The organism is Polymorphospora sp. NPDC050346, assembly GCF_040655695.1.
Taxonomy (GTDB): domain Bacteria; phylum Actinomycetota; class Actinomycetes; order Mycobacteriales; family Micromonosporaceae; genus Polymorphospora; species Polymorphospora lycopeni.
Map to the genome: position 1 here is coordinate 11,502 of NZ_JBFAKM010000045.1, position 24,542 is coordinate 36,043.

Here is a 24,542-nt window from a genome sequence, read left to right on the forward strand (position 1 = left end):
TCAGATAAGCGACGTAACCCGCATGTAGGGGGCTAGTGATGGCAGTCAACGCAGCGCCGTCCGGGGAAGCGCCGGCCGGTCGGTTGGCAGGCCGATGGGCGTTGTGGCTGGTGACTGGCTTGTGGGTGGCGCTGGCGGCGGTCGTGGTATCGGGCGTGCACGCCCGCGCTACCAAACCCACTCGCCGAACCGGCATACCGGCACTGTGAACAGGGACAGCACGAGCCAACTTCCAACCCAGATCGCTCGCCGCATCCGGACATCGAGCGGTGAGGCAGACCTGCTCGATGAGGCAGCTGCGGGTGCCCCGGGCCTACGTGCACACCGAACCCGACCGGGGAAACAACGACAAAGCCGTGAAGCACCACCGGTTTCATGGAGCACCGTGTGAACCCTGACCAACCACTCATCGGAGATCTCGTGTCCTCACGTCCAGATTCCACGGTCGTCGATCGACAGTTCGGGAGCGCGCTGTCAGCCAATGCTGATGACGCCGCAGCCATGCTCGTCGGTGCCGTCAAGCGATACGGCTCCGGCCGGTCGGCCGTCGTCGCGCTCGACGACGTCACCATCGCGTTCCCAACGGGGAAGTTCACGGCTGTGATGGGCCCATCGGGTTCGGGAAAGTCGACGATGATGCACTGCGCCGCCGGGCTGGATCAGCTCACGTCGGGCCGCGCATTCGTCGGCAACACCGATCTGTCGGCCCTCGACGACCGCGAGTTGACCAGGCTGCGCCGAGAACGGATCGGGTTCGTGTTCCAGGCGTTCAATCTCGTGGCGACGCTCACGGCCGAGGAGAACATCTGCCTGCCGTTGACGTTGTCGGGGCGGCGGCCGAGTGCCGCAGTGCTCGATCAGGTCGTGTCGCTGCTGCGCCTCGGTGATCGCATGCATCATCGGCCGACGGAGCTCTCGGGTGGCCAACAACAGCGAGTCGCCGTCGCCCGGGCGCTGGTCGCCCGGCCGCAGGTGGTTTTCGCCGACGAGCCCACCGGCAACCTCGACACCCGGTCCGGACAGGAGATCCTCGGATTCCTGCGATCAGCAGTCGATCTGCATCACCAGTCGATCGTGATGGTCACGCACGATCCCAACGCCGCTGCCTGGGCGGACCACGTCGTGTTCGTCGTCGACGGCCGAGTGCACGACGTGATGGATCACCCGTCGGCCGATTCGGTGATCGACGTGATGAAGGGCCTGGGGCGATGAGCCAGATGATACGGAGCGCGGCTCGAAGCGTGCTCGCGAGCCGGGGTCGGTTCGTGCTAACGGGCACGGCGATCACGCTGTCGGTGGCGTTCCTCGTCGCGACGCTGGTGCTGTCCGACTCGATGCGTGGCCGAGCGGCCGGTGACATCGCCGAAGCGTTGGCCGGGACGGACGCCGTAGTGCAGGGCGTCGTCCTCGGCGAGCCCGGCGGAGGGCCCGGAGATCCGGAAAGGTCGGTTCGGCGATCACTGGATCTCGACATCACCGAGCGCGTGGCTACGGTCGACGGCGTCGACGGGGCCGCCTCGCAATGGCTCGGCTTCGCGAAGCTGGTCGTCGACGGATCGTCAGTCGGAACCGGCACGGCGAGCGACGTCGGTCGCAACTGGGTCGTCGACCCGGCGCTCAATCCGTTCCGGCTCGCGAGCGGGCGACCACCGATCGAGGTCGGCGAGATCGTGATCGACCGATCGCTCGCCGATGACGCAGGCTTGGCTCCGGGTGATGTCGTACAAGTCCTGACCACGACGGGGATACACGACGCGACCATCGCCGGCGTCGCGACGTTCGCGTCGGCGGACGCGGCACCGCTGCAGCGAACGGTGCTGTTGCCCGACGGAGCAGTGTCCGCCTGGCTCGACACTGCGGCGCCGACGGAGGTACTCGTTGACGTCGCGGAGGGCGCTGACCGCGCCGAGGTACTCGGCCGATTGTCGGCACTGACTGATGCCGAGGTCATCGACGGGCCCGACCACATCCGGACGATGCAGGAGGCCGCGACGTCACCGCTGCAGTTCCTGACCGTCTTCCTCCTGGCCTTCGCCGTGGTCGCGGTGTTGATCGGTGTCACGATCATCTTCAACACGTTCGCGCTCACCGTCGCCCGCCGCCGACGGGAGTCCGCGCTACTACGTGCGATCGGTGCGCAACGACGCCAACTGCTCGGCGGAGTGGTGATCGAGGCGGCGATCGTCGGGACGATCGCCACGCTCGTCGGCCTCGTGTGCGGGGTCGCGGGAGTGGGCGCGCTGCGCTGGCTCGTCGGACTCGCCGGGGTCGCGTTGCTCACCGGGCCGCCGATCGTGAACACGACCTCGATCGCGGTCGCCGCGACCGTCGGTATCGGCGCAACCATCCTCTCGGCATGGATCCCGGCTCGCCGCGCGGCGGCGACACCGCCGATCGAGGCGCTGCGCGAGAGCGCGGCGGAACCCCGGGTCGTAAGCCCGGCGCGAACTGCGAGCGGGCTCGTGCTCGCCGCGGCGGCGATCGCTGGAGGAGCTGTGGCTGTGGTGCGCTCGAGCGCGACGTGGGTCATGCTCGTCGCTGCCATCATCCCGGCGCTCGTGCTGTGCGGCCCGGCGATCGTGACCGCCGCAGCACGTGGGAGCGCTCAGGTGGCCCGCCGCGCCGCCGGTGTGTGTGGCTCGATCGCAGCGGGCAACCTGGCTGCCAGCCCTCGTCGATCGGCGTCGACGGCGCTCGCGCTCATGCTCGGCACCGCGATGGTGACGATGTTCGCGATCTTCGCGAGCTCCCTGACGAGCGCGGTAAGGACGGACGTTCGTGACGGACTGAAGGCCGACCTGGTGGTCACGTCGGCAACCGCCGACTTCCCGACGATCGACCCCACCCTGGCCGGCCGGATCGCAGCGCTGCCCGACGTCAACGCAGTCGCTGCGCTGTCGATCGCCGAAGGAATCGCGGCAGGGAAAGCCGAGGCGATCGGCGGCATCGACCCAACGGCACTGCCCACCATGTTCGACCTCGACCCGATCGCCGGCGACCTCGCCGACCTGAGCGAGGGGGGCGTGGCCGTGGTCGGCGACGACCCGACGCTGGTCGGCGGCACCCTCGCGATCGAGTTCGAAAGCTCGACACTCGAGGCGCCGATCGTTGCCGTGGTCGCGAGGAGCACCGGCGGTTTCGAAGCCCCTTTGTACTTCGTCGACCGTGCGACACTCGATGCCTTGGTCGGTCGCCTGCTCGACGCTCTGTTATTCGTCGACCTCGCCGACGGAGCGGTCGCAGACGCCGAAGAAGACGTGAGGGCGCTGGTCCGAGCCACGCCCGGGTCGTTCTTCGAGACCCGGGCAGAACACGTCGCCAACAGCGGGAGCGAAATCGCCGCGTTCCGGAACTTCATCGACGGGATGCTCCTCCTCGCGAGTTTCATCGCGCTCCTCGGAGTCGCCAACACCACGGCGCTCGCGATCAATGAACGCTCTGGAGAGCTCGGGCTGCTGCGAGCGGTCGGCGCGACTCGCCGCGAGTTGCGGCGAATTGTGTGGCTCGAGATGGCACTCCTGTCATTCGTGGCAGCATCGATCGGAATCGCCGTCGCAGTCGGCTTCGGCTGGACACTGATCGACGTCACCGGTGGCGCGGAGATCCCATCCGTCGTCGTACCATGGCCCCGCCTTGCAGTGGCGCTCGTCGTTGCAGTCGCAGCCGGCGTCGTCGCTGCAGCGTGGCCCGCGTTCCGGGTCTCCCGGGTGCCCGTGCTCGAGCTGGCGGGCCGGGACCGCTGATGCGCAGGTCCTGGCGCCTGGACCGGGCGGCCCTACGGATCAGAAGGTTAGGGGTTCGAGTCCCTTCGGGCGCACAAGATCAAAAGGCGTTCCTGCGGAAATGTGGGTCGCCGCGCCTTCCCTTTTTGTCGCTTGTGGACGTATGGGTGCTCGGATGGTGCTCGTGCGACGAGCATCCCCTGTGTTCGGCCCCATCTGGCGGATGTCGGCCCCGTCTTGGTGGGTCTTGATCATGGTTCGACGTGTTGATCTATGAGCCTAAATGGCGCCGTGGGGAATTCTGGAGAGTGACGGCGGCTGACGCCCTACGGCGATCTTGCCATCGTTGGCGGTCCCACCGTGCTTGCCCGGCCCCGGCCTCGGAAGCCGGAGCCGTGTTGGTTGAGCCGGGGCCGCAGGTTGCCGCAGTCCTGGCAGGCGCCCTCGCTCGATAGAGGCAATCTACGGCGTGAAGGTCAAGACGGTTGCGGCCGTACCTGCCCCGGTCAGTCCAAATCTCTCGGTTCGATCGGCGCTGGCGGTGTTCCCGGCCCGCCTTTGTAGCCGAGCCAGTTCTCGTAGCGTGGTGGGATCGCCGTGGTCGGCGGCTTGCCGGTGCAGGGCCTCGGCGCCAGCAGTGTCCCCGGCCCGCTCCCTCATGTGAGCTAGGACTCGCAGCGCGGTGGGTTTGCCGTGCTCGGCGGCTTGTATGGCCAGGGCTTCGGCGCCAGATGTGTCCCCGGCCCACTCCCGTAGCCGGGCTAGGTCTTGCAGCGCGACGGTGTCGCCGGCTCGTTCCCGTTGCCGGGCCATTTCTAGTAGTGTTTTGTTAGGTTGTGTCGTGGTATGGGTGGTTGCGGTGTGGCATGCGCCGGCCATGACGGTGAGGAGTTGTTGTATTTGCCGGAGTACGGCGTAGAGGGTCAGGCCGGCGCTTGTGCTTTTGGGTCGAGGCGGAGCAGGGTGCGGAAGGCTTGGGCCAGGACGGTGAGGGTGACGTGTCGGTGCCAGCCGGTGTGGCTGCGGCCTTCGAAGTGGTCGATGCCGAGGTCGGTTTTGAGTTCGCGGTAGTCGTGTTCGATGCGCGAGCGTTGTTTGGCGAGTTGTGCGAGGGTTTTCAGTGGGGTGCGTTGGTCGAGGTTGGACAGCCAGTACTTGATGGGTTCGTCGGTGCCGGGTGGCCATTCGGCGATGAGCCAGCAGTCGGGCAGGCTGCCGTCGTCGTTGCGGGGGATGTCGCGGTTGGCGGGGCGGACGCGTAGGCGTAGGAAGTGTGAGCGCATCGCCGCGTCCGGGTTCGCCGGTGTGGGGCGGCTGCCGTGGCGCCAGGTGACTGGCCGGACCCGGCGGCGGGCGGCCAGAACGAGAGCTTTGAGGGTGGCTGGCGGGTCGGGGTAGGCGGGTCGGGGTGGACGGCCCCGACCTGTGTGGGCGGGGGTGGTCGGGGTCGCGTCGCCGGGGTGGGCGGTCGCGGTCGGGTCGACCTGGACCACGTAGGCCATGCCGCGTTCGGCGAGTCCGAGCCGGAACAGGGTGCGGTCGCCGTAGCCGGAGTCGGCCGTGACCGGCAGTTTCGGTAGCCGCCACTGGTCGGTCATCTCGTCGAGCATGTCCAGTGCGAGGCGCCATTTCTCCCGGTGGCGTATGTCGTCGCCGATACCGGCCCGTTCCCGCTTGCGCCGCACCTCCGCCGCCCGGGCCGGGTCGTCGATGGTGGTGTCGTCCCACGAGGCGGGGCAGAACAGCCGCCAGTTCGGGGCCACCGAGGCGGTGTCGGTGGCCAGGTGGACGCTGACCCCGATCTGGCAGTTGCCGGTCTTGCCCAGGGTGCCGGAGTACTGCCGGGCCACACACGGCGACGCGGTGCCGTCCTTCGGGAACCCGGAATCGTCGATCACATAGGCGGTCGGGTCGACGGCCTCGACCGCCCACCGGGCCACATTCCCGCGCACGATCCGGTGGTCCCAGGTCGAGGACGTGATGAACTGCTGCAACCCCTGATGATCGACACCGAGACGCTCCGCCATCGGCTGCATCGACTTACGCTGACCGTCGGTCAACAGGCCACGCACGTACAACTCGCCCTTGACCCGCTGATCCGACCGCCGGACCGCACCGTCCAACATGCGCGCGGTGAACTCGACCAACCGCGGCCGCAGACGCGCCAACTCACCAGAATCCACCCGACCAATCCATCACGACCGGCCGGAAGAGTCACGCAACGACACACCGCCACCTAACAAAGCACTACTAGATAGGTCGGCCGCGGCGATGGCGGCGCTGGACGAGCGCCTGCCACGGTTCGAGCGGGAAGGTGTAGCGGCCGGCGTGCGCCAAGATCGTTGCACTCGAGCGCCAACGGACCCTTACCCGGCCCATCAACAAGCCCACGGCGCGTTGGGTAGATAGATGTGATCGGATGCCGGCAAGGACGTCCGGATCCAGCCGCAATGCGGCGCCGAGACGCTTCAGCGCCAGTTGCTGGGAGACGGCTCCTACCGCCGTCAGCGCGGTAGGTACGCGGTCAGCCGGTCGGCGAGTTGCTTCGGGTGACTGAGCGCCACCGCGTGGCAACCGTCGATCTCATCCGGGGTGACACCGAGCCGGTCGGCGGCCACCCGACGCTGGAAGTTCGCCGGGAAGAACCGATCCTCGTGGGCGATGAGCACCTTCGTCGGCACGTCCGGCCAGGCGTCCAGAGGCCACGGCTCGTTCCACTCCGCGCTGACCTGCTCCCGGCCATGCTTCGCTGCCTCCGCGACGACCTCGGCCGGCACGCCGTTGTGGAACTGCTGCTCCTCGCTGAACCCCTCCGCACTGCGGTGACCGGTGTTGTCCCACCAGTCCCCGGGCCTCTCACCGGGCACCGGGACCATCGGAGTGAGCAGGACGATCAGCCGCACAGGCAGCCTGTCGGCGATCAGCGGCGCGGTGAACGCACCGTACGAGTGCCCGACGACCACAAGGTCGTCCCGGTCACCGATCGCGTCGACGACCGTTTCGCAGAACTCGGCGAATCCCGCCGACCTGTCCTCGATCGGCAACTCCGGCACCACCACGTCGTGGCCGCGGCCGACCAGCTCAGGCACCAGAAGATGCCAGTCCCACGCGCTACCCCCGCCGCCATGGATCAGAACGAACGTCGCCATGCCCCGAAGCCTCACACACGGGTACGACAGCCGGCACGTGGCCCGGTCCGCCGACACAAGGTCATCCGCCGGAGATATCCCACTCGGCGCGAGACCAACTGGTCGGGGTGGGGGACTGGTCGATCACTGTCCCCGTGCCCTGCTTGGGACCCTCGACCAGGGCCCGCGACGCCGATTTCTGGACTACCTGTACGGGCTGCTGCCACCCGACATCTCGACAGTCGCACGCTGCCAACCTGCCGGGGTGCCGGGCTGGAAGTCGCTGACGCAGGCGGGCATGGCGAAGGCCGATGCGGCAGGTGTCGACGCGCCCGTGGGGCAGCGCCACGCGACTGCGTCGGGCATGCGAAGCCGGCCCGGGCGCGGTTGCGGTCGGGATCAGCGGTGGGTCGTTGTGGGGTTGTGGCCGAGCCGGCGCGACACCTCACCGGCCGCGCGCAGCAGTGCGGTGACCATTGTGGGCTTCTGTTCGGAGTCCAGGTGTTCACGCTGCCCGGCGATACTCAGGGCGGCGATGGTGTTGCCGTACAGGTCGTGGATCGGGGCGCCGATCGCGGCGACCCCGGTGGTGACGTCGTCTGCGGTGAAGCTGTAGCCGTCGACCCTGATCCTCGCGAGCAGTGCGGTGAGTTGCCCGAGGTTGTCGAAGGGGCGCTGGGTGAGTGCCTGTGCCTCGCGCCAGGCCCGGTCGAGCAATTCGTTCTCGTGGAAGGCGAGCAGTGCGGTGGGGGCGGCGCCGATGGCGAGCGGGGTGACGCTGCCGGCGCGCAGCGACACGATCCGGAACGGTCGGGTGCCCTCGACCCGTTCCAGACAGACCGCGCGTCCCTGGTCGAGGATGTAGAGGTAGACGGTCTCTCCGAACGTGTCGCGCAGTTCGCGCATGGCGGGCAGGGCCTCGGTTCGCAGGTCGATGCCGTCGGCGATGCCGGCGGCGATCTCGAAGAGTCGGATCGTCATCTTGTAGCGGCCGTCGCCGACCCGGGTTACCCAGCCGGCTTCCTCGAGGGTGGCCAGCAGGCGGCGGGTCGTCGACTTGGTCATTTCGGTGGCGCCGGCGAGTTCGGCGAGGCTCATGTCCGGTTGGTGGGCACTGAGTAGCTCGACCAGTTTCGCAGCCTTGAGTACTGAATTGACGATGTTCTTGTCGCTTGCCGGAGGTATCCGGCCGGCGGGGGATGCCGCGGTGTCGGCGGCTGCTCTGTCCACGGCACGGACAGTAGCACCGGCGGCGGTGGGGGTTGTCGCTCAGCGTGGGCGGTTGGCTGCGGTGGGCGTTGGTGCTGTCGGCTGCTGTCCGGCGGTCGGGAAATTCCTGGTCGGACTCTTGACGGCAGTGCTGGTCGTTTACCAAGATTCCGGTATCCGGATCCCGTGCCGGATACCGGAACGACATATTCGGCGCCGGCCACCGTCGCCGGCACACCAGCCCGGCGGCGCAGCCAAGACTTTCCTGCCGGGCGAAGGAGGACTGGTGATCAGAACCGGAAAGCAGTACATCGACGGCCTCGGGGCTGACCGGGAGATTTACATCGGAGGCCGGCTGGTCCGCAACGTCACCAGCTACGAGCCGTTCCGCTCCGTGATCGACTCCTACGCCGCGCTGTACGACCTCAAGCACGACCCCGCGCACCGCGACGTGCTCACCTACGCCAGCGGCGACGGCGACGAGCGGGCCGACGTCAGCTTCCTGCTCCCGCAGACGCGCGAGGATGTGGTCCGACGCGGCGACGCCCTGCGGCTGTTCTCCAACACCAGCCTCGGCATGCTGTCCCGCTCACCGGACATCATGAACTCCCAGCTCGCGGGCATCGCCGACAACGCCGACTGGTTCCGCCAGTGGGGCGACCAATGGGCCGAGAACATCACCAACTACTACCGGTACGTCCGCGACAACGACCTCTTCCTCACCCACGCCCTCGGCAGCCCGCAAACCGACCGGTCCAAGCCTTCGCACCAGCAGAAGGACCCGACGATGAACGTCCACGTCGTCCGGGAGACCGACGCCGGCCTGATCGTCTCCGGCGCCAAACAGTTGGCGACCGCGGCACCGCTCACCGACGAACTGCTCGTCTGGCCGAACGCGCGCGGCCTGGTGCCCGGCGACGAGGCCTACTGCGTGGCCTTCGCCATCCCGGTCAACTCCCCGGGCCTGAAGTGCTTCTGCCGCGAACCGCTGGTCACCGACGTACGCAACGCCTACGACCACCCGATCAGCTCACGCTTCGAGGAGATCGACGCGCTGATCGTCTTCGACGAGGTGCTCGTTCCCTGGGACCGGGTCTTCTTCTACAACAACCTCGAAGCCGCGACCACCATGCGCTTCATGGCGCAGGGGCTGGCCCTGGCCCACCACTCCACCGCGGTGCAGGGTGTCGTACGCGCCGGACTCACCGCCGCGCTCGCCTACCGGATCGCCGAGACCATCCAGATCGGCAGCTTCCCCAACGTCGGCGAGAAGCTCGGCCGGCTGGTCGCCTTCCTCAAGACGATCGAGGGGCTCGTGTACCTCGCCGAACACAAGCCGGCGCAGACCCCGAACGGCAACTGGGTGCCCGACCGCGACGCGATCCAGGCCTACAACGTCGTCTTCCCAGAGTTCAACGCGGAGGCATACAAGATGATCCGCCGGCTCAGCGGCGCCGGCATGATGTTGACCCCGTCGCTGGCCGACTTCACCGGCCCGGGCGCGCAGATCGCCAACCGGTTCTTCGCCGGTGCCGACACCGAGGGCTGGGAGCGGGTGCAGGTCTTCAAGCTCGCCTGGGACCTGGTCGGCGAGTCGGTCGGCCAGCGGGTCCTGCTCTACGACGAGTTCCACTCCGGCGACCCGATGTTCTTCGCCGCCAATTACGCCCGTGGCGCCAACGTCGAGGAGTGGACCAGCCTGCTCGACGGCGTACTGGCCGACGGTGCCGACCTCTACCGCTCCGGTCGGGGCTGACCGGCGATGACGGCGGCTACGGATCGGAGGATCGTGATGGGCGACCACCCGGGCGGCGAGGCAGTCTCCCCACGGGCGTTCCGCACCGCGCTGGGCACGTTCCCCACCGGCGTGGCGATCGTGACGTTCCAGACCGGCGACGGGCCGCACGGGATGACGGTCAACTCGCTGGTGTCGCTGTCGCTCGACCCGCCGCTGATCGGCATCTCGGTCGACCGGCGGGCCCGGTCGGCCGAGCTGATCGAGCGGGTCGGCCGGTTCGCGGTCAACGTGGCCAGCGCCGGTCAGCGCGATCTCGCCGTGCGGTTCGCCACCAACGGCCTGCGTGGCGAGGAACTGTTCGCCGGCGTCGACTGGACGCCCGGGTACGGCGGCGCGCCGATCCTCGCCGGCTGCCTCGCGGCCGTCGACTGCGACCTGCACAGCATCCTGCCGACCGGTGACCACCTGCTCTACCTCGGTGAGGTCCGCATCGTGCACCTCGGGCCGGCCCACCTGTCACCGGTGGTCTTCCACCGCAGCACCTTCACCGGGTTGCGTGCGCCGTACGGCGACCACCCGTTCCTGCATCTGCCGCCGTCGTCGCCCGACTGGGCGATGAGCTGAGCGGCGACCCGACCAGAGGAGATACCGCCGATGGCTGAGATAGTCCTGGGCGTCGCTGCCGCCCACACCCCGCAGTTGAGCACCGGTACGGACATGTGGGACGACTTCGCCAACCGCGACCGGAAGAACCCGAGGCTGATCGGGGTCGACGGGCAGTTCCACACATACGACGAACTGCTCGCGGTCGCCCCGCCCGGCATCGAGGCCCAGTTGACCGACGAGGTATGGACGGCCAAGCACGAGGAGTGCCAGCGGCACATCCAGACGCTGACCGACCTGCTGGCCAAGACCGACCCCGACGTCGTCGTGGTGATCGGCGACGACCAGCACGAACTCTTCCACGACGACGGGGTGCCGGCGTTCGCCTGCTACGACGGCCCGGAACTGTTCGACCGGCCACGAACCCAGCAGGAACTCGACGAACTCTCCCCCTGCCTGCGGGCCGCCGCCTGGGCCCAGCACGCCGACACCCTCCAGCGCTATCCGGTCGACGTCGACTTCTCCCGGCACGTGCTGACCGCGTTGACGCTGGACGACTTCGACGTCATGCGGTTCACCCGCCAGCACCCCGACCGGCCGCTCGGGCACGCCTTCACCTTCATCCGCTACCGGCTCGGCGTACCCGAGACGACGCCGATGGTCCCGCTGTTCGTCAACACGTACTTTCCGCCGAACGTGCCTTCAGCGCGCCGCTGCCACGACGTCGGCCGCAGCCTCGCCGCCGCCATCCGCAGCTGGCCCGGCGACCAGCGCGTGGCTGTCATTGCCACCGGCGGGCTCAGCCACTTCGTCGTCGACGAGACTCTCGACCGGGGCGTACTCGACGCCATCGTCAGCGGCGACACCGCACATCTGCGCTCGATCGGCCGCGACCATCTGCGCTCGGGCAACTCCGAGATCCTCAACTGGATCGCGCTTGCCGGCGCCCTCGAATCACTCACCCCAACCGTGCTCGGTTATGTGCCCGGCTACCGCTCACCCGCCGCCACCGGCGCCGGCATGGGCTTCATGTACTGGAACTGAAGGCAGGAGACCGACAAGTGATTATCGACATTCACGGGCACGTGACGGCTCCGCCGGAGGTCTACGGCCACCAGGCCCGGCTGCTCGCCGACCGCGGCTGCTTCGGCCGGCCCACCCTCAAACTGACCGACGACCGAGTACGGCAGGTCGTCCAGCCGCACCTGAAGGCGATCGACGAGGTCGGCATCGAGCTGCAGCTCATCTCACCACGGCCGTACATCATGGCCCACGCGCAGACCCCGCACAAGATCGTCCAGTGGTTCACCGAGGAGGTGAACAACCTCATCGCCCGGCACGTCGAGATGTACCCCGACCGGTTCCAGGGAGTCGCCGGACTGCCACAGGGGCCGGGTGTCGAACCGGCGAAATGGCTGCCGGAACTGGAACGGTGCATCACCGAACTCGGCTTCGTCGGCGCGCTGATCAACCCGGACCCGGCCGAGGGGATGGGGCACGTACCGCCGATGGGGGACCGGTACTGGTATCCGCTGTACGAGAAGCTGGTCGAACTGGACTGCCCGATCCTGATCCACTCGGCGGGCTGCAACAACGGCCGCGAGTCCTACAGCAACCACTTCATCACCGAGGGCAGCATCGCGCTGCTGTCACTGATGGAGTCGGACGTGCTCGACGACTTCCCCGAGCTGAAGATCATCAGCGGGCACGGTGGCGGCTCGGTGCCGTACCAGATCGGCCGGTGGCGGGCGACCCGCGTGCGCTACGAACCACGGCGGGAGAGCTTCGACGACAGCCTGCGCCGGTTCTGGTTCGACACTGCCCTCTACAACGTCGAGTCGGTCGAGTTCCTGCTGCGCATGGTCGGCGCCGACCGGTGCCTGCTGGCCACCGAGATCCCCGGCACCGGCAGTGAACGCGACCCGGCCACCGGCTTCTGGTACGACGACGTCAAGCGGCTGATCGACAGCATCGGCTGGCTGACGGACAAGGACCGCAACCTCGTGTACGAGCGCAACGCGCTGGAGGTCTTTCCCCGGCTGGCGGCCCGGCTGGGCGCCGCGACGGCGGGAGCCGCGGGTGTCTGACCGGGTTTCGATCGAGATCGACGGGATCGGTCACGGCGATACGCCGATCCCGATGGCGTGCCGGGTGGCGAACGTGATCTTCAGTTCGGGGATCCCCGGCCGGAACCCGGCCGACGGGCGCCGGCCCGACGATCCCGAGCAAGAGGTCGAGTTCGCTTTCGGCAACGTCGCCGCGGTGATTCGCCGGGCCGGAGCGGACGTCGACGACGTGGCCGAGATGACGGTGCTGGTCAGCGACGAGTCGATCCGACCGCTGGTCGACCCGTACTGGGTGCGGATGTTCCCGGACTCGGCGAGCCGGCCCGCCCGGCACACCACCGTCCAGCAGTTGCGGGGCGGCGCCCGCATCCAGTTGCGGTTCGTGGCGGTCGTTGGGAGGGGTAATGAACCTGGATCTTGAGTTGATCGAACGGTTGGGCCGGCTGGACACCTGCGCTGTCTCCGACGTGCTGGACGGGCTCGGACTGCCGTCGGCCGCGCCGGGCATCCACGCGGTCAGCGGCACCGGCCGGCCGGTCGCCGGCCGGGCAATCACGGTCCAGGTGATCCCCAAGCGTGGCGACCTGCCCGGCAAGCACATCGCCACCGAGGCGCTGGCCGACGCCCGCGACGGTGACGTACTGGTCATTGACAACGGGGGTCGCACCGACGTTTCCTGCTGGGGCGGTCTGCTCTCGCTGGCGGCGACCGCCCGCGGCGTACGCGGGGTGGTGGTCGACGGTGCCTGCCGCGACGTTGCCGAGGCCACCGAACTGGGGTTCACGGTCTTCGCCCGGGCGGTCGTTCCCACCACGGCCCGCGGGCGGATCGTGCAGGCCACCCACGGCGAGCCGGTCACCATCGGCATGGTTGCCGTGGCAACCGGCGACCTGGTCCTGGCCGACTCCAACGGGGTCGTCTTCGTCCCGGCCGACCGGGCTGCCGAGGTGGTCGCCGGCGCGGAGGCGCTCAGCCGACGCGAGCGGCAGATGGCCGAGGCGATCCGGTCGGGGACACCGGTCGCCGAGGTGATGCACGACAGCAGGTTCAAGGAGGCTTCCCGATGAGCGACGAAGAGACCATCGCCGGCTTCCGCGCGTTGAGCACCGCAACCGTCTCCGACGCCCTCGACCGTCTGGGGCTGCTCGGCGCGGCGATCGGGCTGGCGCCGCTGGCCCCGGGACAACGCATGGTCGGCCGGGCGTTCACCGTTCGGTACGTGCCCGTCGGAGTGCCCGCCGGCACGGTGGGGGACTACATCGACGACGTACCCGCCGGGGCGGTCGTCGCGCTGGACAACGCCGGCCGCAGCGACTGCACGGTCTGGGGCGACATCCTGACCGCCGTCGCGCACCGGGCCGGGATCGCCGGCACCGTCGTCAACGGAGTGCCCCGAGACGTACGGCGGGCGCTCGACCTCGGCTACCCGATCTACAGCCGGGGCCGGCTCATGCGCACCGGCAAGGACCGGGTCGAGGTGGCCGAGACCGGCGGGACGATCAGCCTCGGCACTGTCCAGGTGAAGCCCGGAGACCTGCTGGTCGGCGACGACGACGGCGTACTCGCCGTCCCACGGGCCCGGGAGGCCGATGTGCTCGCCGCCGCCCGGGAAATCGCCGAGCGGGAGGACCGGATCGTCGTGGATGCCCTGGCCGGGACTTCGTTACGGCAGGCCCGCGCCCGCTACGGTTACCACGCGTTGCAGCAGCGGGTCGGATAGCTCCCGACCCCCCACCGCCCTCCCCGACACCTCACACATCAGCCGGCGGAGAGTCACTCTCTCCATACATCACGATATTCCCGTACAGAGATTGTTTTTCCCTGATTGGGGTAGTCATGAGGCAATTTGATAGTGCTGCGGTCGGCGGTCCGAACCCTCGGCTGAGCCGGCGGGGACTGCTGCGACTGGGCGCCCTGATCGGGGCCGGTGCGGGCGCGTCGACCCTGCTCGCCGCCTGTGGCGGGGACGGCGGCAGCACTCCCGGCGGTGACCCGGACGCGGTTCTGAAGGTCGGCCTCGACACCGACGTGACCTCGTTGATCGCCTTCCGCCAGCAGGGATCGGCGCAAATGCTGGTCACGGCTGCGCTCCACCGCGGCCTGGTCGCCTACGACGCCGACGGGAAGATCGTCCCGGCGATCGCCGAGTCGTATGAGCAGCAGGACGCCACCTTCACCTTCACCCTGCGTTCCGGCGTGCAGTTCCACGACGGCAGCCCGGTCACCGCCGAGGTGGTCAAAGCCAACCTGGAGTTCCTCGCAAGCCCCGACTCGGCGGCGAAACTGTCGTCGGTGCTGCGGGGCATCGAAACCGTCGAGACCCCCGACGAGCGGACCGTCGTCGTCACGCTGGCCGGACCGGATGCCGCCTTCCTCGCCTACCTCGCCGACGTCAACGCGGCCATTCTGCCGGCCGCCGCGCTCGGTTCCACGAACCCGACCTGGATCGGGGCCGGCCCGTTCCGGCACGTCGCGGTCCAGAAGGGCGCCTCGGTGACCGTCGAGCGGTTCCCGGGATTCTTCGGCGGCGACGCCAAGCTCGGCGGGATCGAGTTCCACGTCTACACCGACGAGGCGGCCCGCGACAACGCCCTGCTCTCCGGCGAACTCGACATGGTGTCGGTCGTCGGCTGGGCCGACTACGACCGGGTCGAAACCGCTGGCGACCTGACCCTCGACGTCACCAGCGACGGCCCGTTCATGTTTCTCACCTTCAACACCACCACCGGCCCGTTCGCCGACCCCCGGGTCCGCCGCGCGGTTGGCTACGCGGTCAACCGGGAGAACATCGTCGCCGCGGCCCTCGAGGGCCGCGGTACCCCGATGTTCGGCCTGCCGGTCCCGCAGTCCAGCGAGATCTACAACGACACCTACGCCAGCCACTGGCGCCTCGACCCCGACGAGGCCCGACGGCTGCTCACCGAAGCCGGCTACCCCAACGGGTTCGAGGCCCGACTGCTCGCCACCTCCGCACCCAAGTTCCACCAGGACGCCGCCCTGTCGGTCCAGTCCGACCTGGAGAAGGTCGGGATCCGGCTCACCCTGGACTCCCCGGACTGGGCCGGCCGGGTCGAGCGCGGCACCAAGGGCGACTACGACATCGCCGTCTACGGATCGGTCGGCGTCGTCAACGACCCGTCCTCGATCGACCAGTTCCTCGTCGGGCCACCGAACCAGAACCGGTCGTTCGGCTTCGCCGACGAGAGGATCACCGAACTGATCGCGTCCGGCCGCCGGGAGACCCAACCCGCCGCCCGCAAGCAGGTCTACGACCAGCTCCAGCAGGCCGTCCTCGAACAGGCGCCGATCGTCGGCCTGGTCTGGCGCGACCAGGCGTACGGCTACAACTCCTCGGTCGCCGGCTTCGACAACCTGCCCGGATTCCTGACCTACGAGTCCGGATACAGCTTCGCCACCGTCACCAAGGGGTAACAAGCCGTGGCGCGATTCCTCATCCAGCGCACCGCCATCGGGTTGATCCTGCTCTACTTCGTCGTCACGGCGATCTTCCTGATGCTGCACGTCCTGCCCGGCGATCCAGCCGAGTTGCTGCTCGTTGGGCAGGGCGGCACCGCCACCCCGGAGGCGGTCGCCGCACTGCGGACCACCCTCGGGCTGGACCAACCGCTCGGCACGCAGTACTGGGACTACCTCACCGGCCTGATCCGCGGCGACCTCGGCACCTCCCTGCAGGACGGCGAGCCGGTCGCGGCGTACGTCGTGCAGCGGCTGCCCCGAACCCTGCTGCTGGTCCTGTCGGCCACGGTCGTCGCCGTCGCGGTCGGCATCCCGCTGGGCGCCTGGACGGCCCGGCGCGGCGGCACCGTCGACGCTGTGGCGCGAGCGCTGGTCAGCACCGGAATCGCCGCGCCGGCGTACGTCATCGGCCTGTTCCTGGTCTACCTGTTCGCGTTGAAGCTCCAGTGGCTTCCGTCCAGCGGCTACGTGCCCTTCGCCGAGGATCCGCTCGGCATGCTCGAACGGCTGATCCTGCCGACGCTGACCCTGGCGATCGGGTTCACCGCCATCGTGATGCGGATGACCCGTGCCGCGGTCCTGGAAGTCATCAGCCAGGACTGGGTGCGTACGGCCACCGCGGCCGGGCTGCGGTCGCGTCGGGTGCTGGTCGCCCACGTCATCCGTAACGCCCTGAGCCCGGTGCTGACCGTCGTCGGCCTGCAGATGGGCGCCTTTCTCGGCGGCACCGTGATCATCGAGCGGATGTTCAACTGGCCAGGGCTGAGCGGCCTGCTGGTCGGTGCCGTGGAGAACCGCGACTACCCGCTCGTCCAAGGCATCGTGATCGTCATCGCAGCCCTCTTCATCGGCCTCAACATGCTGGTCGACCTCAGCTATCCGCTGCTCGACCCGAGAGGGAGGAAACGATGAACGGCTTCGTCTCCTGGCGGAACCTGCCCGCAGTCGTCTCCCTGGTCGTCATCGGCGTTGTGGTCGCCGCCGCCGTGCTCGCCCCCTGGCTGGCCCCGTACGGGCCGCTCGACCAGGACATCGCCCAACGGTTGCAGGGCTCCAGCACCGACCACTGGCTCGGCACCGACCAGTTCGGCCGCGACGTACTCAGCCGGCTCATGTGGGGCGCCCGCGCCGAACTCACCATTGCCCTGGGCGCGACCGCCATCGCACTGATCGTCGGAACCCTGATCGGCCTGCTGAGCGGCTACCTGCGCGGCGTCGTGGAATGGCTCGGAATGCGGTCGATGGACCTCGTCCTGGCCTTCCCACCACTCATCCTGGCCCTGCTCGTCGTCGCCCTGCGCGGACCGGGCACCGGCACCCTGATCGTTGTCCTCGGCGTTCTGTTCATCCCGAACTTCGCCCGGGTCACCTACAGCCAGGTGCTCTCGGTACGCGGCGCCGACTACGTCGACGCGTCCCGGGTGCTCGGCGCCAGCAGCTTCCGCATCCTGTTCCGGGTCGTGCTGCCGAACTCCGCCGCCCCCGTACTCGCGCAGATCTCGCTCACCATAGCCGCGGTGATCCTGCTCGAATCGGGTCTGAGCTTCCTCGGGCTCGGCGTGGTGCCGCCCGAACCCTCCTGGGGGTCGATGGTCGCCGACGCCCAGCGCTACATGGTCACCAACCCGGGGTTCATCGCGATCTCCAGCGCGACCGTCCTGGTCACCATCCTGGCGTTCAGCCTGGCCGCCGATTCGCTGCGCGACCTGCTCGACCCACGCCGGGCGATCTCGGGGAGGAAGGCATGAGCGGCGACGTTCTGCGGGTGGAGAACCTGTCGGTGTCGGTCGACGCGACGACCCCGCTCGTACAGCAGGTCGACCTGCGGGTGCCGGCCGGCAGCACGGTCGGCCTGGTCGGCGAGTCCGGCTGCGGCAAGAGCATGACCATCATGTCGATCAGTCGGCTGCTGCCGGCCACCGTACGCGTCGACCCGGCCAGCCGGATCCGCTACGACGGTGTCGACCTGCTCGGCCTATCCGAACGCCAACTCGAGGACGTGCGCGGCAAGGAAATCGGGTTCGTCTTCCAGGACCCGATGACCGCGCTCAACCCGGTCTACCGGGCCGAGGCACAAATCGCGCAGGTGCTGCGCCGGCACGAGGGGATGCGGTCCGGCGCCGCCAAGGCGCGCGCCCGCGAACTGCTCGAACTCGTCGGCATCCCGGAACCGGGACGCACCGGGCGGCGCTTCCCACACGAGCTGTCCGGCGGCATGCGGCAACGCGTCGTCATCGCCATGGCGGTCGCAGCAGGCCCCCGTTTGCTGCTGGCCGACGAGCCGACGACGGCCCTGGACGTCACCACCCAGGCCCAGATCATCTCGCTGCTCAAGTCGTTGCAGGACCAGTTCGGCATGTCGATCGTGCTGGTCTCGCACGACCTCAGCCTGATCGCCGAGGCGTCCGACACCGTGTCCGTCATGTACGCCGGACGGATCGTCGAGTCCGGTCCGGCCAACGCCGTACTCAGCGCACCACAGCATCCGTACACAGCCGGGCTGGTCCGGTCGATGCCCACCTTCGCCACCCCACGGGACCGCCCGATGCCCGAGATCCCCGGCCGGCTACCGGCACCCGGCGACCGGCCCGGCGGATGCCTCTTCCGCACCCGGTGCGAGCACGAGATGCCGACCTGTGCCACCCCGCCGCCGATGGTCCAGATCGAACGGCAGGACGTGCGCTGCTGGCTGGCCGAGCCCGTCGGCGCCCGCAACGGCAGCCGACAGCTGACCAAGGAGAAGGCATGACACAGGACAGGGCCCCGCTGATCGAGGTACGCAACCTCGGGCAGCGGTTCCGTGCCGGCCCGACCCGACTGTTCCGTCCGACCCCGCAGGTCATCGCGGTCGACGGGGTCGACCTGAGCATCCGCGAGGGCGAGGTCGTCGGGCTCGTCGGCGAATCAGGCTGCGGCAAGTCCACCCTCGGCCGGACGATGATCCGCCTGCTCGAACCGACCAGCGGATCGATCACGTTCGCCGGACAGGACATCACCCACGTACGCGGAAAGCGGCTACGCGCTCTGCGGCGCGACGTCCAGTTCATCTTCCAGGACCCGTCCTCGTCACTCGACCCGCGCCGTCGGATCGGCTCGCTGGTCGCCGAAGGGCTGGAGATCCGGGGCGGCATCCCAGCCGCTCAGCGGGCCGAAATGGTTGCGGAGATGCTGGAGCGGGTCGGTATCGACCCCGCGATGGCCCGCCGCTACCCGCACGAACTGTCCGGTGGGCAGCGGCAGCGGATCGGTATCGCCCGGGCGCTGATCCTGCGGCCCCGGTTCGTGGTCACCGACGAGGCGGTGTCGGCCCTGGACCTCTCCGTCCAGTCGAAGATCCTCAACCTGTTGCGGGAACTGAAGAACGAGCTGAACCTGACGTACCTTTTCATCTCGCACGACCTTGCGGTGGTCCACCATGTCGCCGACCGGATCGGGGTGATGTACCTCGGCGGGATCGTCGAGCTGGCCCCGGCCGCCGACCTGCACGACCGGCCGCTACACCCGTACACCATGTCGCTGATCTCCTCCATCCCGCAGGGGAGGCTGGCCGGGACCGACCTACGCCGACTGGTCCGGGTCGAGGGCGACCCGCCGAGCCCCGTCGACCCGCCCAGCGGCTGCCGTTTCCACACCCGCTGCGCCTTCGCCCAGCCCGAACGGTGCGCGACCGAGAAGCCGGTGCTGCGCCAACTCGGCCCCGGCCACAGCGTCGCCTGCCATTTCGCGCAAGAGATCGCCGACGGCACGGTGCCGATGCGGTCGGCGCCGGTACCGGCGGGGAAGGGAACGGCCGCCCCGGTCGCCCCGGGCGGGTCGGCCCCGGACGGCCTCTCCGACAAGCTGAACGTCGCAACGCGGCACCTGCCATGACCACAGTAGACATTTCGGCCGACCTCGGCGAGAGCTTCGGCGCCTACCGGCTCGGCGACGACGAGGCGATGCTGGAGATCGTGACGTCCGCGCACATTGCCTGCGGCTTCCACGCCGGCGACCCGCAGGTCATGGATCGCACCGTCGCCGCCTGCGTCGCCCGAGGCGTATCGGTCGGCGCCCAGCCGGGCTTCCGGGACCTGGTCGGCTTCGGGCGCCGGGCGCTGGAAATGACCGGCCGGGAGATCACCACCGATCTGATCTACCAGATCGGCGCGCTGCGCGGGTTCGCCGCCGCGCACGGGACGACCGTACGGCACGTCAGCCCACACGGCAGCCTCGCCAACCTGGCCGCCGTACGCACCGACCACGCGGAAGCCATCGTGGACGCCGTGGTCGCCGTCGATCCGGCGATGACCGTGGTGACCCAACCTGGCCGGCTCGCCGATGCCGCCCGGGCCCGCGGCCTGCGCCCGGCGATCGTCGGGTACGCCGACCGCGCCTACCGCGACGACGGCACCCTGGTGCCCCGCTCTCAGCCCGGCTCGGTACTGACCGACCCCGACGAAGTGGTGGAGCGGGTGCACCGGATGTGCGTCGACGGCGTGGTCCGTACCGTCACCGGCCGGGACATCGAACTGCGCTGCGACTCGATCCTCGTGCACGGAGACACCCCGGGGGCGGTAGGGCTCGCCCGCCGGATCAGCACCGCCCTACGCGCGGCCGGCGTCGTACCGACCGCCCTGACCGACAGCCATGAGGAGCCGGCCGGTCCGGCTCCTCACACCGGGGAGGAACTGTGAACGACCCACTCGACGAACAGCGGCGGGCGATCCTGCGTCGGCTGGGCGCCGCCACCCTCTACGAGGCGCAGGGGCAGATCGGTGCGATGGACAGCGGCATCAAACCGGTCGACCCGTCGTCGTTCCTGGCCGGCCGGGCGCTGACCGTCGACACACCGCCCGGAGACAACCTGTCCATCCACCACGCGGTTGCCTCCGCCCGCGCCGGCGACGTACTCGTTGTCGACGCCAAGGGCTATCGCGAGGCCGGCGCCTGGGGCGACGTGCTTACCCTGGCCGCCCAGTGCGCAGGCATCGCCGGCCTGGTCATCGACGGCGGGGTACGCGACGTCGACTCGATCGTCGAAATGGGCTTTCCGGCGTTCTGCCGGGCGGTGTCCATCAAAGGCACCACCAAGAACCGGCCCGGCGTGGTGGGAGCACCGATCAGGTGCGGCGGTACACCGGTACACCCCGGTGACGTCATCATCGGAGACCGAGACGGAGTCGTCGTGATCCCCGGCGACCGGCTCACCGCGGCAATCGACGCCGGGATCGAACGAGAACGCAAGGAGGACGGCATGCGCGCAGCCCTGGAGTCGGGCCTGCTGACCCTGGACCTGCTCGGCCTGCGCTGACCGCGAGGACGTGAGCGCCCGTTGAAGAACCAGGTCAGGGTGGCTGGACTCAACTGAGGCCATAGGAATCCGAATCGATTTCGGTGTGTCGCGTGGACATGAGGTAGGGCCTGCGGGGCGGCTGTGGTTGTCGAAGCCATGCCATTCCGAAGGCTTTACAGTGGGTCTCTACCTGGCCTGCGGCCACGCCGCTGCCGCGCCTTCGCCGATCCTGCCCGGTCAGGGCGATCAGGTCACCGGATTCGGTTTGCCACACCTCGGGTCCACCCGGAGAGGCGACTGCGGTGCGGTTGCGACGTGCCTGGGTAGGGCGCGGATACGAACCTGGTGAACGAGTTGGCTCGGCCTTCTGGGGCCAGCGCCGAGTTTGGCGAGGAAATGCGGCAGCAGGGTTGCCGCGCCGTCAGGACCCTCATATGGCGGTGTTGGTGAACACGGGCCACGGGACGGCGGCGAGGAGTCGGTGTACGAGGGTTCTCCAGAGACTCTGAGGGCATCGCGGGCGTAGACATCGCCCGCGTAGTCGTCAGTCAAGGCAACGATCGAGATTCACGACTACCGTACCGACGAGGATGGACGGAGGAGGGTGAGGTCAACTTTCGTGGTGTGCGGTGGGCGGTACGGAGGTGACGCCAGCGTCCAGCAGGTTGGTGATGGCGTCTTCTGAGTAGTTGAGTTCGCGGAGGATGTCGCGGGAATGTGAGCCTGCTGGCAGTGGCGGCCGGTTGGGCAGAGCTGCGGCGCCGTCCAGCATGAAGCCCAGGAGCGGTACGCCGATCGGTCCGTCGATTCCTGGCACGGCGATTGGTGTGAAGGCGCCGCGCTCGGCGTATTGGACGTCGCTGAGTGCGTCGGCGAGTGATTCGCGTACGCGGGCCGCGGGGATGTGGCTCCTCTGGAGTAGTTCTTCCCATTCCTCGGCGGTGCGGGTGAGCATGATCTCCGAGAGGGTGGCGTGCTCTCGGTCGAAGTCGGCGGTGGGGGAGTTGAACGGGTCGGGCTTGATCAGCTCCGGGTGGCCGAGCAGGGTCCACAGTCTGGTCATTTGATCCTTGTTGCAGGCACCGAGCATGATCGAGCCGGTTCGGGTCGGGTAGGTGGACGTGGTGGCCAGTGCCATGGTGTTCCCGGTCGGTGTGGGCTCGAACCCGTCGCGAAGGTGCGAGGTGACGTGGCAGGCCATCAGGATGGCGGCGACGTCGATCATGCCGACGTCGATAGACGTTCCTTCGCCGGTGCGGTGCCGGTCGAAGAGGGCGCTGGCTATGGCGAAGGCCGCGGTGATTCCGGTGGCGTAGTCGATGGCGGGCGATCCCTGGCGCAGGGGTCCAGTGCGCTGGTCGCCGTTGGCGGACATGTAGCCCGAGGTCGCCTGGACGACGTTTTCGTATCCGGTGTACTCCCGCTTGGGGCCACGGGCGCCGAACGCCGAGATGCCGCAGTGGATCAGCCCGGGATTGATGGCTGCGAGGTCTGCGTAGCCGATGCCGAGCCGCTCGTAGGCGCCGGGCCGGGCGTTGGTGAGGAACACGTCGCTTCGTCGTACGAGTTCCTTGAGCACCGCCCGGCCGCGTTCGTCCTTGAGGTTGAGCGTCAAGAACCGCTTTCCCGCGTTCTGGGTCAGGAACTGGGTCCCCATGCCCTGGTCGTTCAGGCTCGGGTCTGTGCCGACATTACGCACGAAATCAGGAGAGTCTGGTCTTTCTACCTTGATTACCTCTGCTCCGAGCAGGGCGAGTTGGTAGGCCGCGTAGGGCGCGGCGAGTACCTGCGAGGCATCCACTACGCGGATGCCGGCGAAGGGTAGCGAAGCTCCCACAGTGAGTGCACCTGCCTCTTGTGCGGACTTGTAGTTACAGTCGGTAGTCGAAGTGGGTGGTTGGCAGCAAGCCTGGGACGTCCTATTATTCGATTAAGCAACCTCCACACCGCCGACGTCAACCCACCACGCCGTACGCAAGGAGCGACCATGCGTCCGAAGCCTCACGTAGCTATAGCCGGCATGACGGCCGTGGCTATCGCCCTTACCGCGTGTTCGTCCGGGGAGCCGGATGCGGCCTCGTCGGGGCCGCCGTCCGGGGGCGTGACGATCCTCAGCTGGCGGCTCGCCGACCCGGGCGCACTCGGCCAGCTGCACCAGAGCTGGATCGACTCCTTCAATGCGAGTCAGAGCGTCATCAAGGTCACCGGTGAGCCGGTTCCCTTCGCGGACAAGGGCACCAAGCTGGTCAACACCGCGCTGAGCGGGTCGGCCCCCGACATCGTCGCGATCACCACCTCCGAGATCGCCGACTACGCGAACTACCTCCTGCCGGTGGACGAGTACTGGCAGGCCGAGGGCGCTGAGTTCGCCGGTGCCTTCACTGAATCCGCCAGGAACCTGGCCAAGTGGGATGGCAAGCTCTGGGGAGTTCCCATCGAGGACGGCACCAGCGACGCCCTCTACTACAACAAGAAGGTGCTGGCCGAGGCCGGCGTCGACGTCGAGAACGCAGTCAGTTCTTGGGCGAACTTCCGGTCGGCGCTGCAGACCGTGAAGGCGTCCGGCAAGACGCCGATGGTGTTCCAGGGCAAGGACGCTGCCAGCTTCGAACGGCACTGGGCGTGGTACGTCGCCGGTGGTGTGAAGCTGGATGATCCGGCGCAGTATGTCGCGCAGATGTGCAGCCCGCAGGCGGAGCAGACCTTCGCCTGGCTGACCGCGCTCTACGCCGAGGGTGGCCTGGTGCCGAACCCGTCCGGCATCGGCTACGACGAGTTGACCCGCCAGTTCGCCGCCGGCGACGTCGGTTTCGTCACCGACGGTCCTTGGGGTCTCGGGATCTACGAGGGCAACAACCCCGGCATCGGCGACAGCATCGGGGTGACCCGCATGCCTCCGAAGGAAGTGGGTGGACAAACCGGAGCGAACCAGGACGCCCTCATCTTCGTTATCCCCAAGAATGCCAAGAATCCTCGGGCGGCCTGGGAGTTCATCAAGTACATGAGCACCGACAAGGCTCAGGAGGGCAGTGCCGAGGCAGGCGGATTCGTCCCCACACGCACGGCTGTCTTCAACTCGCCGACGGTCACTGGGAACGAGTTGCTGTCCACCTACAGCACGCTGATCGAGGAAGGCGGATTTGTTCGTCCTCGAGGGCCGCACATGGCGGAGATGCGGCAGATCCTGGTTACCGCGTACCAGGCCGCCGTGACCGGCCAGCAACCCGTGGACCGGGCATTCCAGTCCGCCTGCAACCAACTCAAGGCACTCTGACCGCCGCCCGGCCCGATGTCTGGTTCTCCTCCCTCGGCCTGTCGGGGGAGGAG

Annotated in this window: 21 protein-coding genes; 17 read left to right on the forward strand and 4 right to left on the reverse strand. The window is 68.5% G+C overall.

From position 1 onward, the window contains the following. Positions 1 to 501: 501 nt before the first annotated feature. On the forward strand, positions 502 to 1,212 hold the full coding sequence (locus AB0I42_RS32010; RefSeq protein WP_357543350.1) for an ABC transporter ATP-binding protein: 711 nt from the start codon (positions 502 to 504) through the stop codon (positions 1,210 to 1,212). A 53-nt stretch (positions 1,213 to 1,265) separates the two neighbouring features. Then, on the forward strand, positions 1,266 to 3,743 hold the full coding sequence (locus AB0I42_RS32015; protein ID WP_357543281.1) for an FtsX-like permease family protein: 2,478 nt from the start codon (positions 1,266 to 1,268) through the stop codon (positions 3,741 to 3,743). A 902-nt stretch (positions 3,744 to 4,645) separates the two neighbouring features. Here the strand turns inward: AB0I42_RS32015 and AB0I42_RS32020 are convergent. The 3 genes from AB0I42_RS32020 to AB0I42_RS32030 all read right to left on the reverse strand — a co-directional run bounded on the left by AB0I42_RS32020 (position 4,646) and on the right by AB0I42_RS32030 (position 8,080). Continuing rightward, positions 4,646 to 5,905, reverse strand: a complete 1,260-nt coding sequence (locus AB0I42_RS32020; protein WP_357543283.1) for an IS701 family transposase — start codon at positions 5,903 to 5,905, stop codon at positions 4,646 to 4,648. A gap of 321 nt (positions 5,906 to 6,226) precedes the next feature. After that, positions 6,227 to 6,871 (reverse strand): alpha/beta hydrolase, encoded by a 645-nt coding sequence (locus AB0I42_RS32025; protein WP_357543285.1) that lies wholly within the window; start codon positions 6,869 to 6,871, stop codon positions 6,227 to 6,229. Positions 6,872 to 7,249: 378 nt separating this feature from the next. Continuing rightward, positions 7,250 to 8,080 carry an IclR family transcriptional regulator gene (locus tag AB0I42_RS32030; protein ID WP_357543287.1) on the reverse strand — a complete coding sequence of 277 codons (831 nt, stop codon included), beginning with the start codon at positions 8,078 to 8,080 and terminating at the stop codon, positions 7,250 to 7,252. Positions 8,081 to 8,345: 265 nt separating this feature from the next. Here AB0I42_RS32030 and AB0I42_RS32035 point away from each other — a divergent pair, with 265 nt between their 5' ends. The 14 genes from AB0I42_RS32035 (at position 8,346) to AB0I42_RS32100 (ending at position 21,233) form a co-directional block, all read left to right on the forward strand. Further along, the gene (locus tag AB0I42_RS32035) at positions 8,346 to 9,815 is read left to right on the forward strand and encodes a 4-hydroxyphenylacetate 3-hydroxylase N-terminal domain-containing protein (protein ID WP_357543289.1); all 1,470 of its coding nucleotides are present in this window, start codon (positions 8,346 to 8,348) and stop codon (positions 9,813 to 9,815) included. A 36-nt stretch (positions 9,816 to 9,851) separates the two neighbouring features. Continuing rightward, the gene (locus AB0I42_RS32040; RefSeq protein WP_357543291.1) at positions 9,852 to 10,421 is read left to right on the forward strand and encodes a flavin reductase family protein; all 570 of its coding nucleotides are present in this window, start codon (positions 9,852 to 9,854) and stop codon (positions 10,419 to 10,421) included. Positions 10,422 to 10,451: 30 nt separating this feature from the next. After that, positions 10,452 to 11,444, forward strand: a complete 993-nt coding sequence (locus AB0I42_RS32045) for a hypothetical protein (protein ID WP_357543293.1) — start codon at positions 10,452 to 10,454, stop codon at positions 11,442 to 11,444. Positions 11,445 to 11,461: 17 nt separating this feature from the next. Beyond that, on the forward strand, positions 11,462 to 12,487 hold the full coding sequence (locus AB0I42_RS32050) for an amidohydrolase family protein (protein WP_357543295.1): 1,026 nt from the start codon (positions 11,462 to 11,464) through the stop codon (positions 12,485 to 12,487). Beyond that, entirely contained in the window at positions 12,480 to 12,887 is a 408-nt protein-coding gene (locus AB0I42_RS32055) for a Rid family hydrolase (RefSeq protein ID WP_357543297.1), read from the forward strand. Before AB0I42_RS32050 ends, AB0I42_RS32055 begins: the two co-directional genes overlap by 8 nt. After that, on the forward strand, positions 12,871 to 13,533 hold the full coding sequence (locus AB0I42_RS32060; protein WP_357543299.1) for a 4-carboxy-4-hydroxy-2-oxoadipate aldolase/oxaloacetate decarboxylase: 663 nt from the start codon (positions 12,871 to 12,873) through the stop codon (positions 13,531 to 13,533). Before AB0I42_RS32055 ends, AB0I42_RS32060 begins: the two co-directional genes overlap by 17 nt. Beyond that, entirely contained in the window at positions 13,530 to 14,186 is a 657-nt protein-coding gene (locus AB0I42_RS32065; RefSeq protein WP_357543301.1) for an RraA family protein, read from the forward strand. Before AB0I42_RS32060 ends, AB0I42_RS32065 begins: the two co-directional genes overlap by 4 nt. A gap of 116 nt (positions 14,187 to 14,302) precedes the next feature. Then, positions 14,303 to 15,898: an ABC transporter substrate-binding protein gene (locus AB0I42_RS32070; protein ID WP_357543303.1), complete on the forward strand. Its 1,596-nt coding sequence runs from the start codon at positions 14,303 to 14,305 to the stop codon at positions 15,896 to 15,898. A gap of 6 nt (positions 15,899 to 15,904) precedes the next feature. Beyond that, on the forward strand, positions 15,905 to 16,855 hold the full coding sequence (locus AB0I42_RS32075; RefSeq protein ID WP_357543305.1) for an ABC transporter permease: 951 nt from the start codon (positions 15,905 to 15,907) through the stop codon (positions 16,853 to 16,855). Beyond that, on the forward strand, positions 16,852 to 17,691 hold the full coding sequence (locus AB0I42_RS32080) for an ABC transporter permease (RefSeq protein ID WP_357543307.1): 840 nt from the start codon (positions 16,852 to 16,854) through the stop codon (positions 17,689 to 17,691). The genes AB0I42_RS32075 and AB0I42_RS32080 overlap by 4 nt, the downstream gene beginning before the upstream one ends. Continuing rightward, positions 17,688 to 18,692 (forward strand): ABC transporter ATP-binding protein, encoded by a 1,005-nt coding sequence (locus AB0I42_RS32085; protein WP_357543309.1) that lies wholly within the window; start codon positions 17,688 to 17,690, stop codon positions 18,690 to 18,692. Before AB0I42_RS32080 ends, AB0I42_RS32085 begins: the two co-directional genes overlap by 4 nt. Continuing rightward, positions 18,689 to 19,813 (forward strand): ABC transporter ATP-binding protein, encoded by a 1,125-nt coding sequence (locus AB0I42_RS32090; RefSeq protein WP_357543311.1) that lies wholly within the window; start codon positions 18,689 to 18,691, stop codon positions 19,811 to 19,813. The genes AB0I42_RS32085 and AB0I42_RS32090 overlap by 4 nt, the downstream gene beginning before the upstream one ends. After that, positions 19,810 to 20,616, forward strand: a complete 807-nt coding sequence (locus AB0I42_RS32095) for a 5-oxoprolinase subunit PxpA (RefSeq protein WP_357543313.1) — start codon at positions 19,810 to 19,812, stop codon at positions 20,614 to 20,616. The genes AB0I42_RS32090 and AB0I42_RS32095 overlap by 4 nt, the downstream gene beginning before the upstream one ends. Beyond that, positions 20,613 to 21,233 carry a 4-carboxy-4-hydroxy-2-oxoadipate aldolase/oxaloacetate decarboxylase gene (locus AB0I42_RS32100; RefSeq protein ID WP_357543315.1) on the forward strand — a complete coding sequence of 207 codons (621 nt, stop codon included), beginning with the start codon at positions 20,613 to 20,615 and terminating at the stop codon, positions 21,231 to 21,233. The genes AB0I42_RS32095 and AB0I42_RS32100 overlap by 4 nt, the downstream gene beginning before the upstream one ends. 592 nt (positions 21,234 to 21,825) lie before the next feature. Here AB0I42_RS32100 and AB0I42_RS32105 read toward each other — a convergent pair. Continuing rightward, on the reverse strand, positions 21,826 to 23,052 hold the full coding sequence (locus AB0I42_RS32105) for a CoA transferase (RefSeq protein ID WP_357543317.1): 1,227 nt from the start codon (positions 23,050 to 23,052) through the stop codon (positions 21,826 to 21,828). Positions 23,053 to 23,235: 183 nt separating this feature from the next. Between AB0I42_RS32105 and AB0I42_RS32110 the strand changes: the two genes are divergently transcribed. Continuing rightward, on the forward strand, positions 23,236 to 24,489 hold the full coding sequence (locus tag AB0I42_RS32110) for an extracellular solute-binding protein (RefSeq protein WP_357543319.1): 1,254 nt from the start codon (positions 23,236 to 23,238) through the stop codon (positions 24,487 to 24,489). The last annotated feature ends 53 nt before the right edge of the window (positions 24,490 to 24,542 follow it).

Excerpts from the sequence above, each read along its gene's own strand:
- AB0I42_RS32010 (WP_357543350.1), top strand. The coding sequence starts at position 502 with ATGCTCGTCGGTGCCGTCAAGCGATACGGCTCCGGCCGGTCGGCCGTC.
- AB0I42_RS32025 (WP_357543285.1), bottom strand. The coding sequence starts at position 6,871 with ATGGCGACGTTCGTTCTGATCCATGGCGGCGGGGGTAGCGCGTGGGAC.
- AB0I42_RS32040 (WP_357543291.1), top strand. The coding sequence starts at position 9,852 with ATGGGCGACCACCCGGGCGGCGAGGCAGTCTCCCCACGGGCGTTCCGC.
- AB0I42_RS32045 (WP_357543293.1), top strand. The coding sequence starts at position 10,452 with ATGGCTGAGATAGTCCTGGGCGTCGCTGCCGCCCACACCCCGCAGTTG.
- AB0I42_RS32060 (WP_357543299.1), top strand. The coding sequence starts at position 12,871 with ATGAACCTGGATCTTGAGTTGATCGAACGGTTGGGCCGGCTGGACACC.
- AB0I42_RS32065 (WP_357543301.1), top strand. The coding sequence starts at position 13,530 with ATGAGCGACGAAGAGACCATCGCCGGCTTCCGCGCGTTGAGCACCGCA.
- AB0I42_RS32070 (WP_357543303.1), top strand. The coding sequence starts at position 14,303 with ATGAGGCAATTTGATAGTGCTGCGGTCGGCGGTCCGAACCCTCGGCTG.
- AB0I42_RS32080 (WP_357543307.1), top strand. The coding sequence starts at position 16,852 with ATGAACGGCTTCGTCTCCTGGCGGAACCTGCCCGCAGTCGTCTCCCTG.
- AB0I42_RS32085 (WP_357543309.1), top strand. The coding sequence starts at position 17,688 with ATGAGCGGCGACGTTCTGCGGGTGGAGAACCTGTCGGTGTCGGTCGAC.
- AB0I42_RS32090 (WP_357543311.1), top strand. The coding sequence starts at position 18,689 with ATGACACAGGACAGGGCCCCGCTGATCGAGGTACGCAACCTCGGGCAG.
- AB0I42_RS32095 (WP_357543313.1), top strand. The coding sequence starts at position 19,810 with ATGACCACAGTAGACATTTCGGCCGACCTCGGCGAGAGCTTCGGCGCC.
- AB0I42_RS32110 (WP_357543319.1), top strand. The coding sequence starts at position 23,236 with ATGACGGCCGTGGCTATCGCCCTTACCGCGTGTTCGTCCGGGGAGCCG.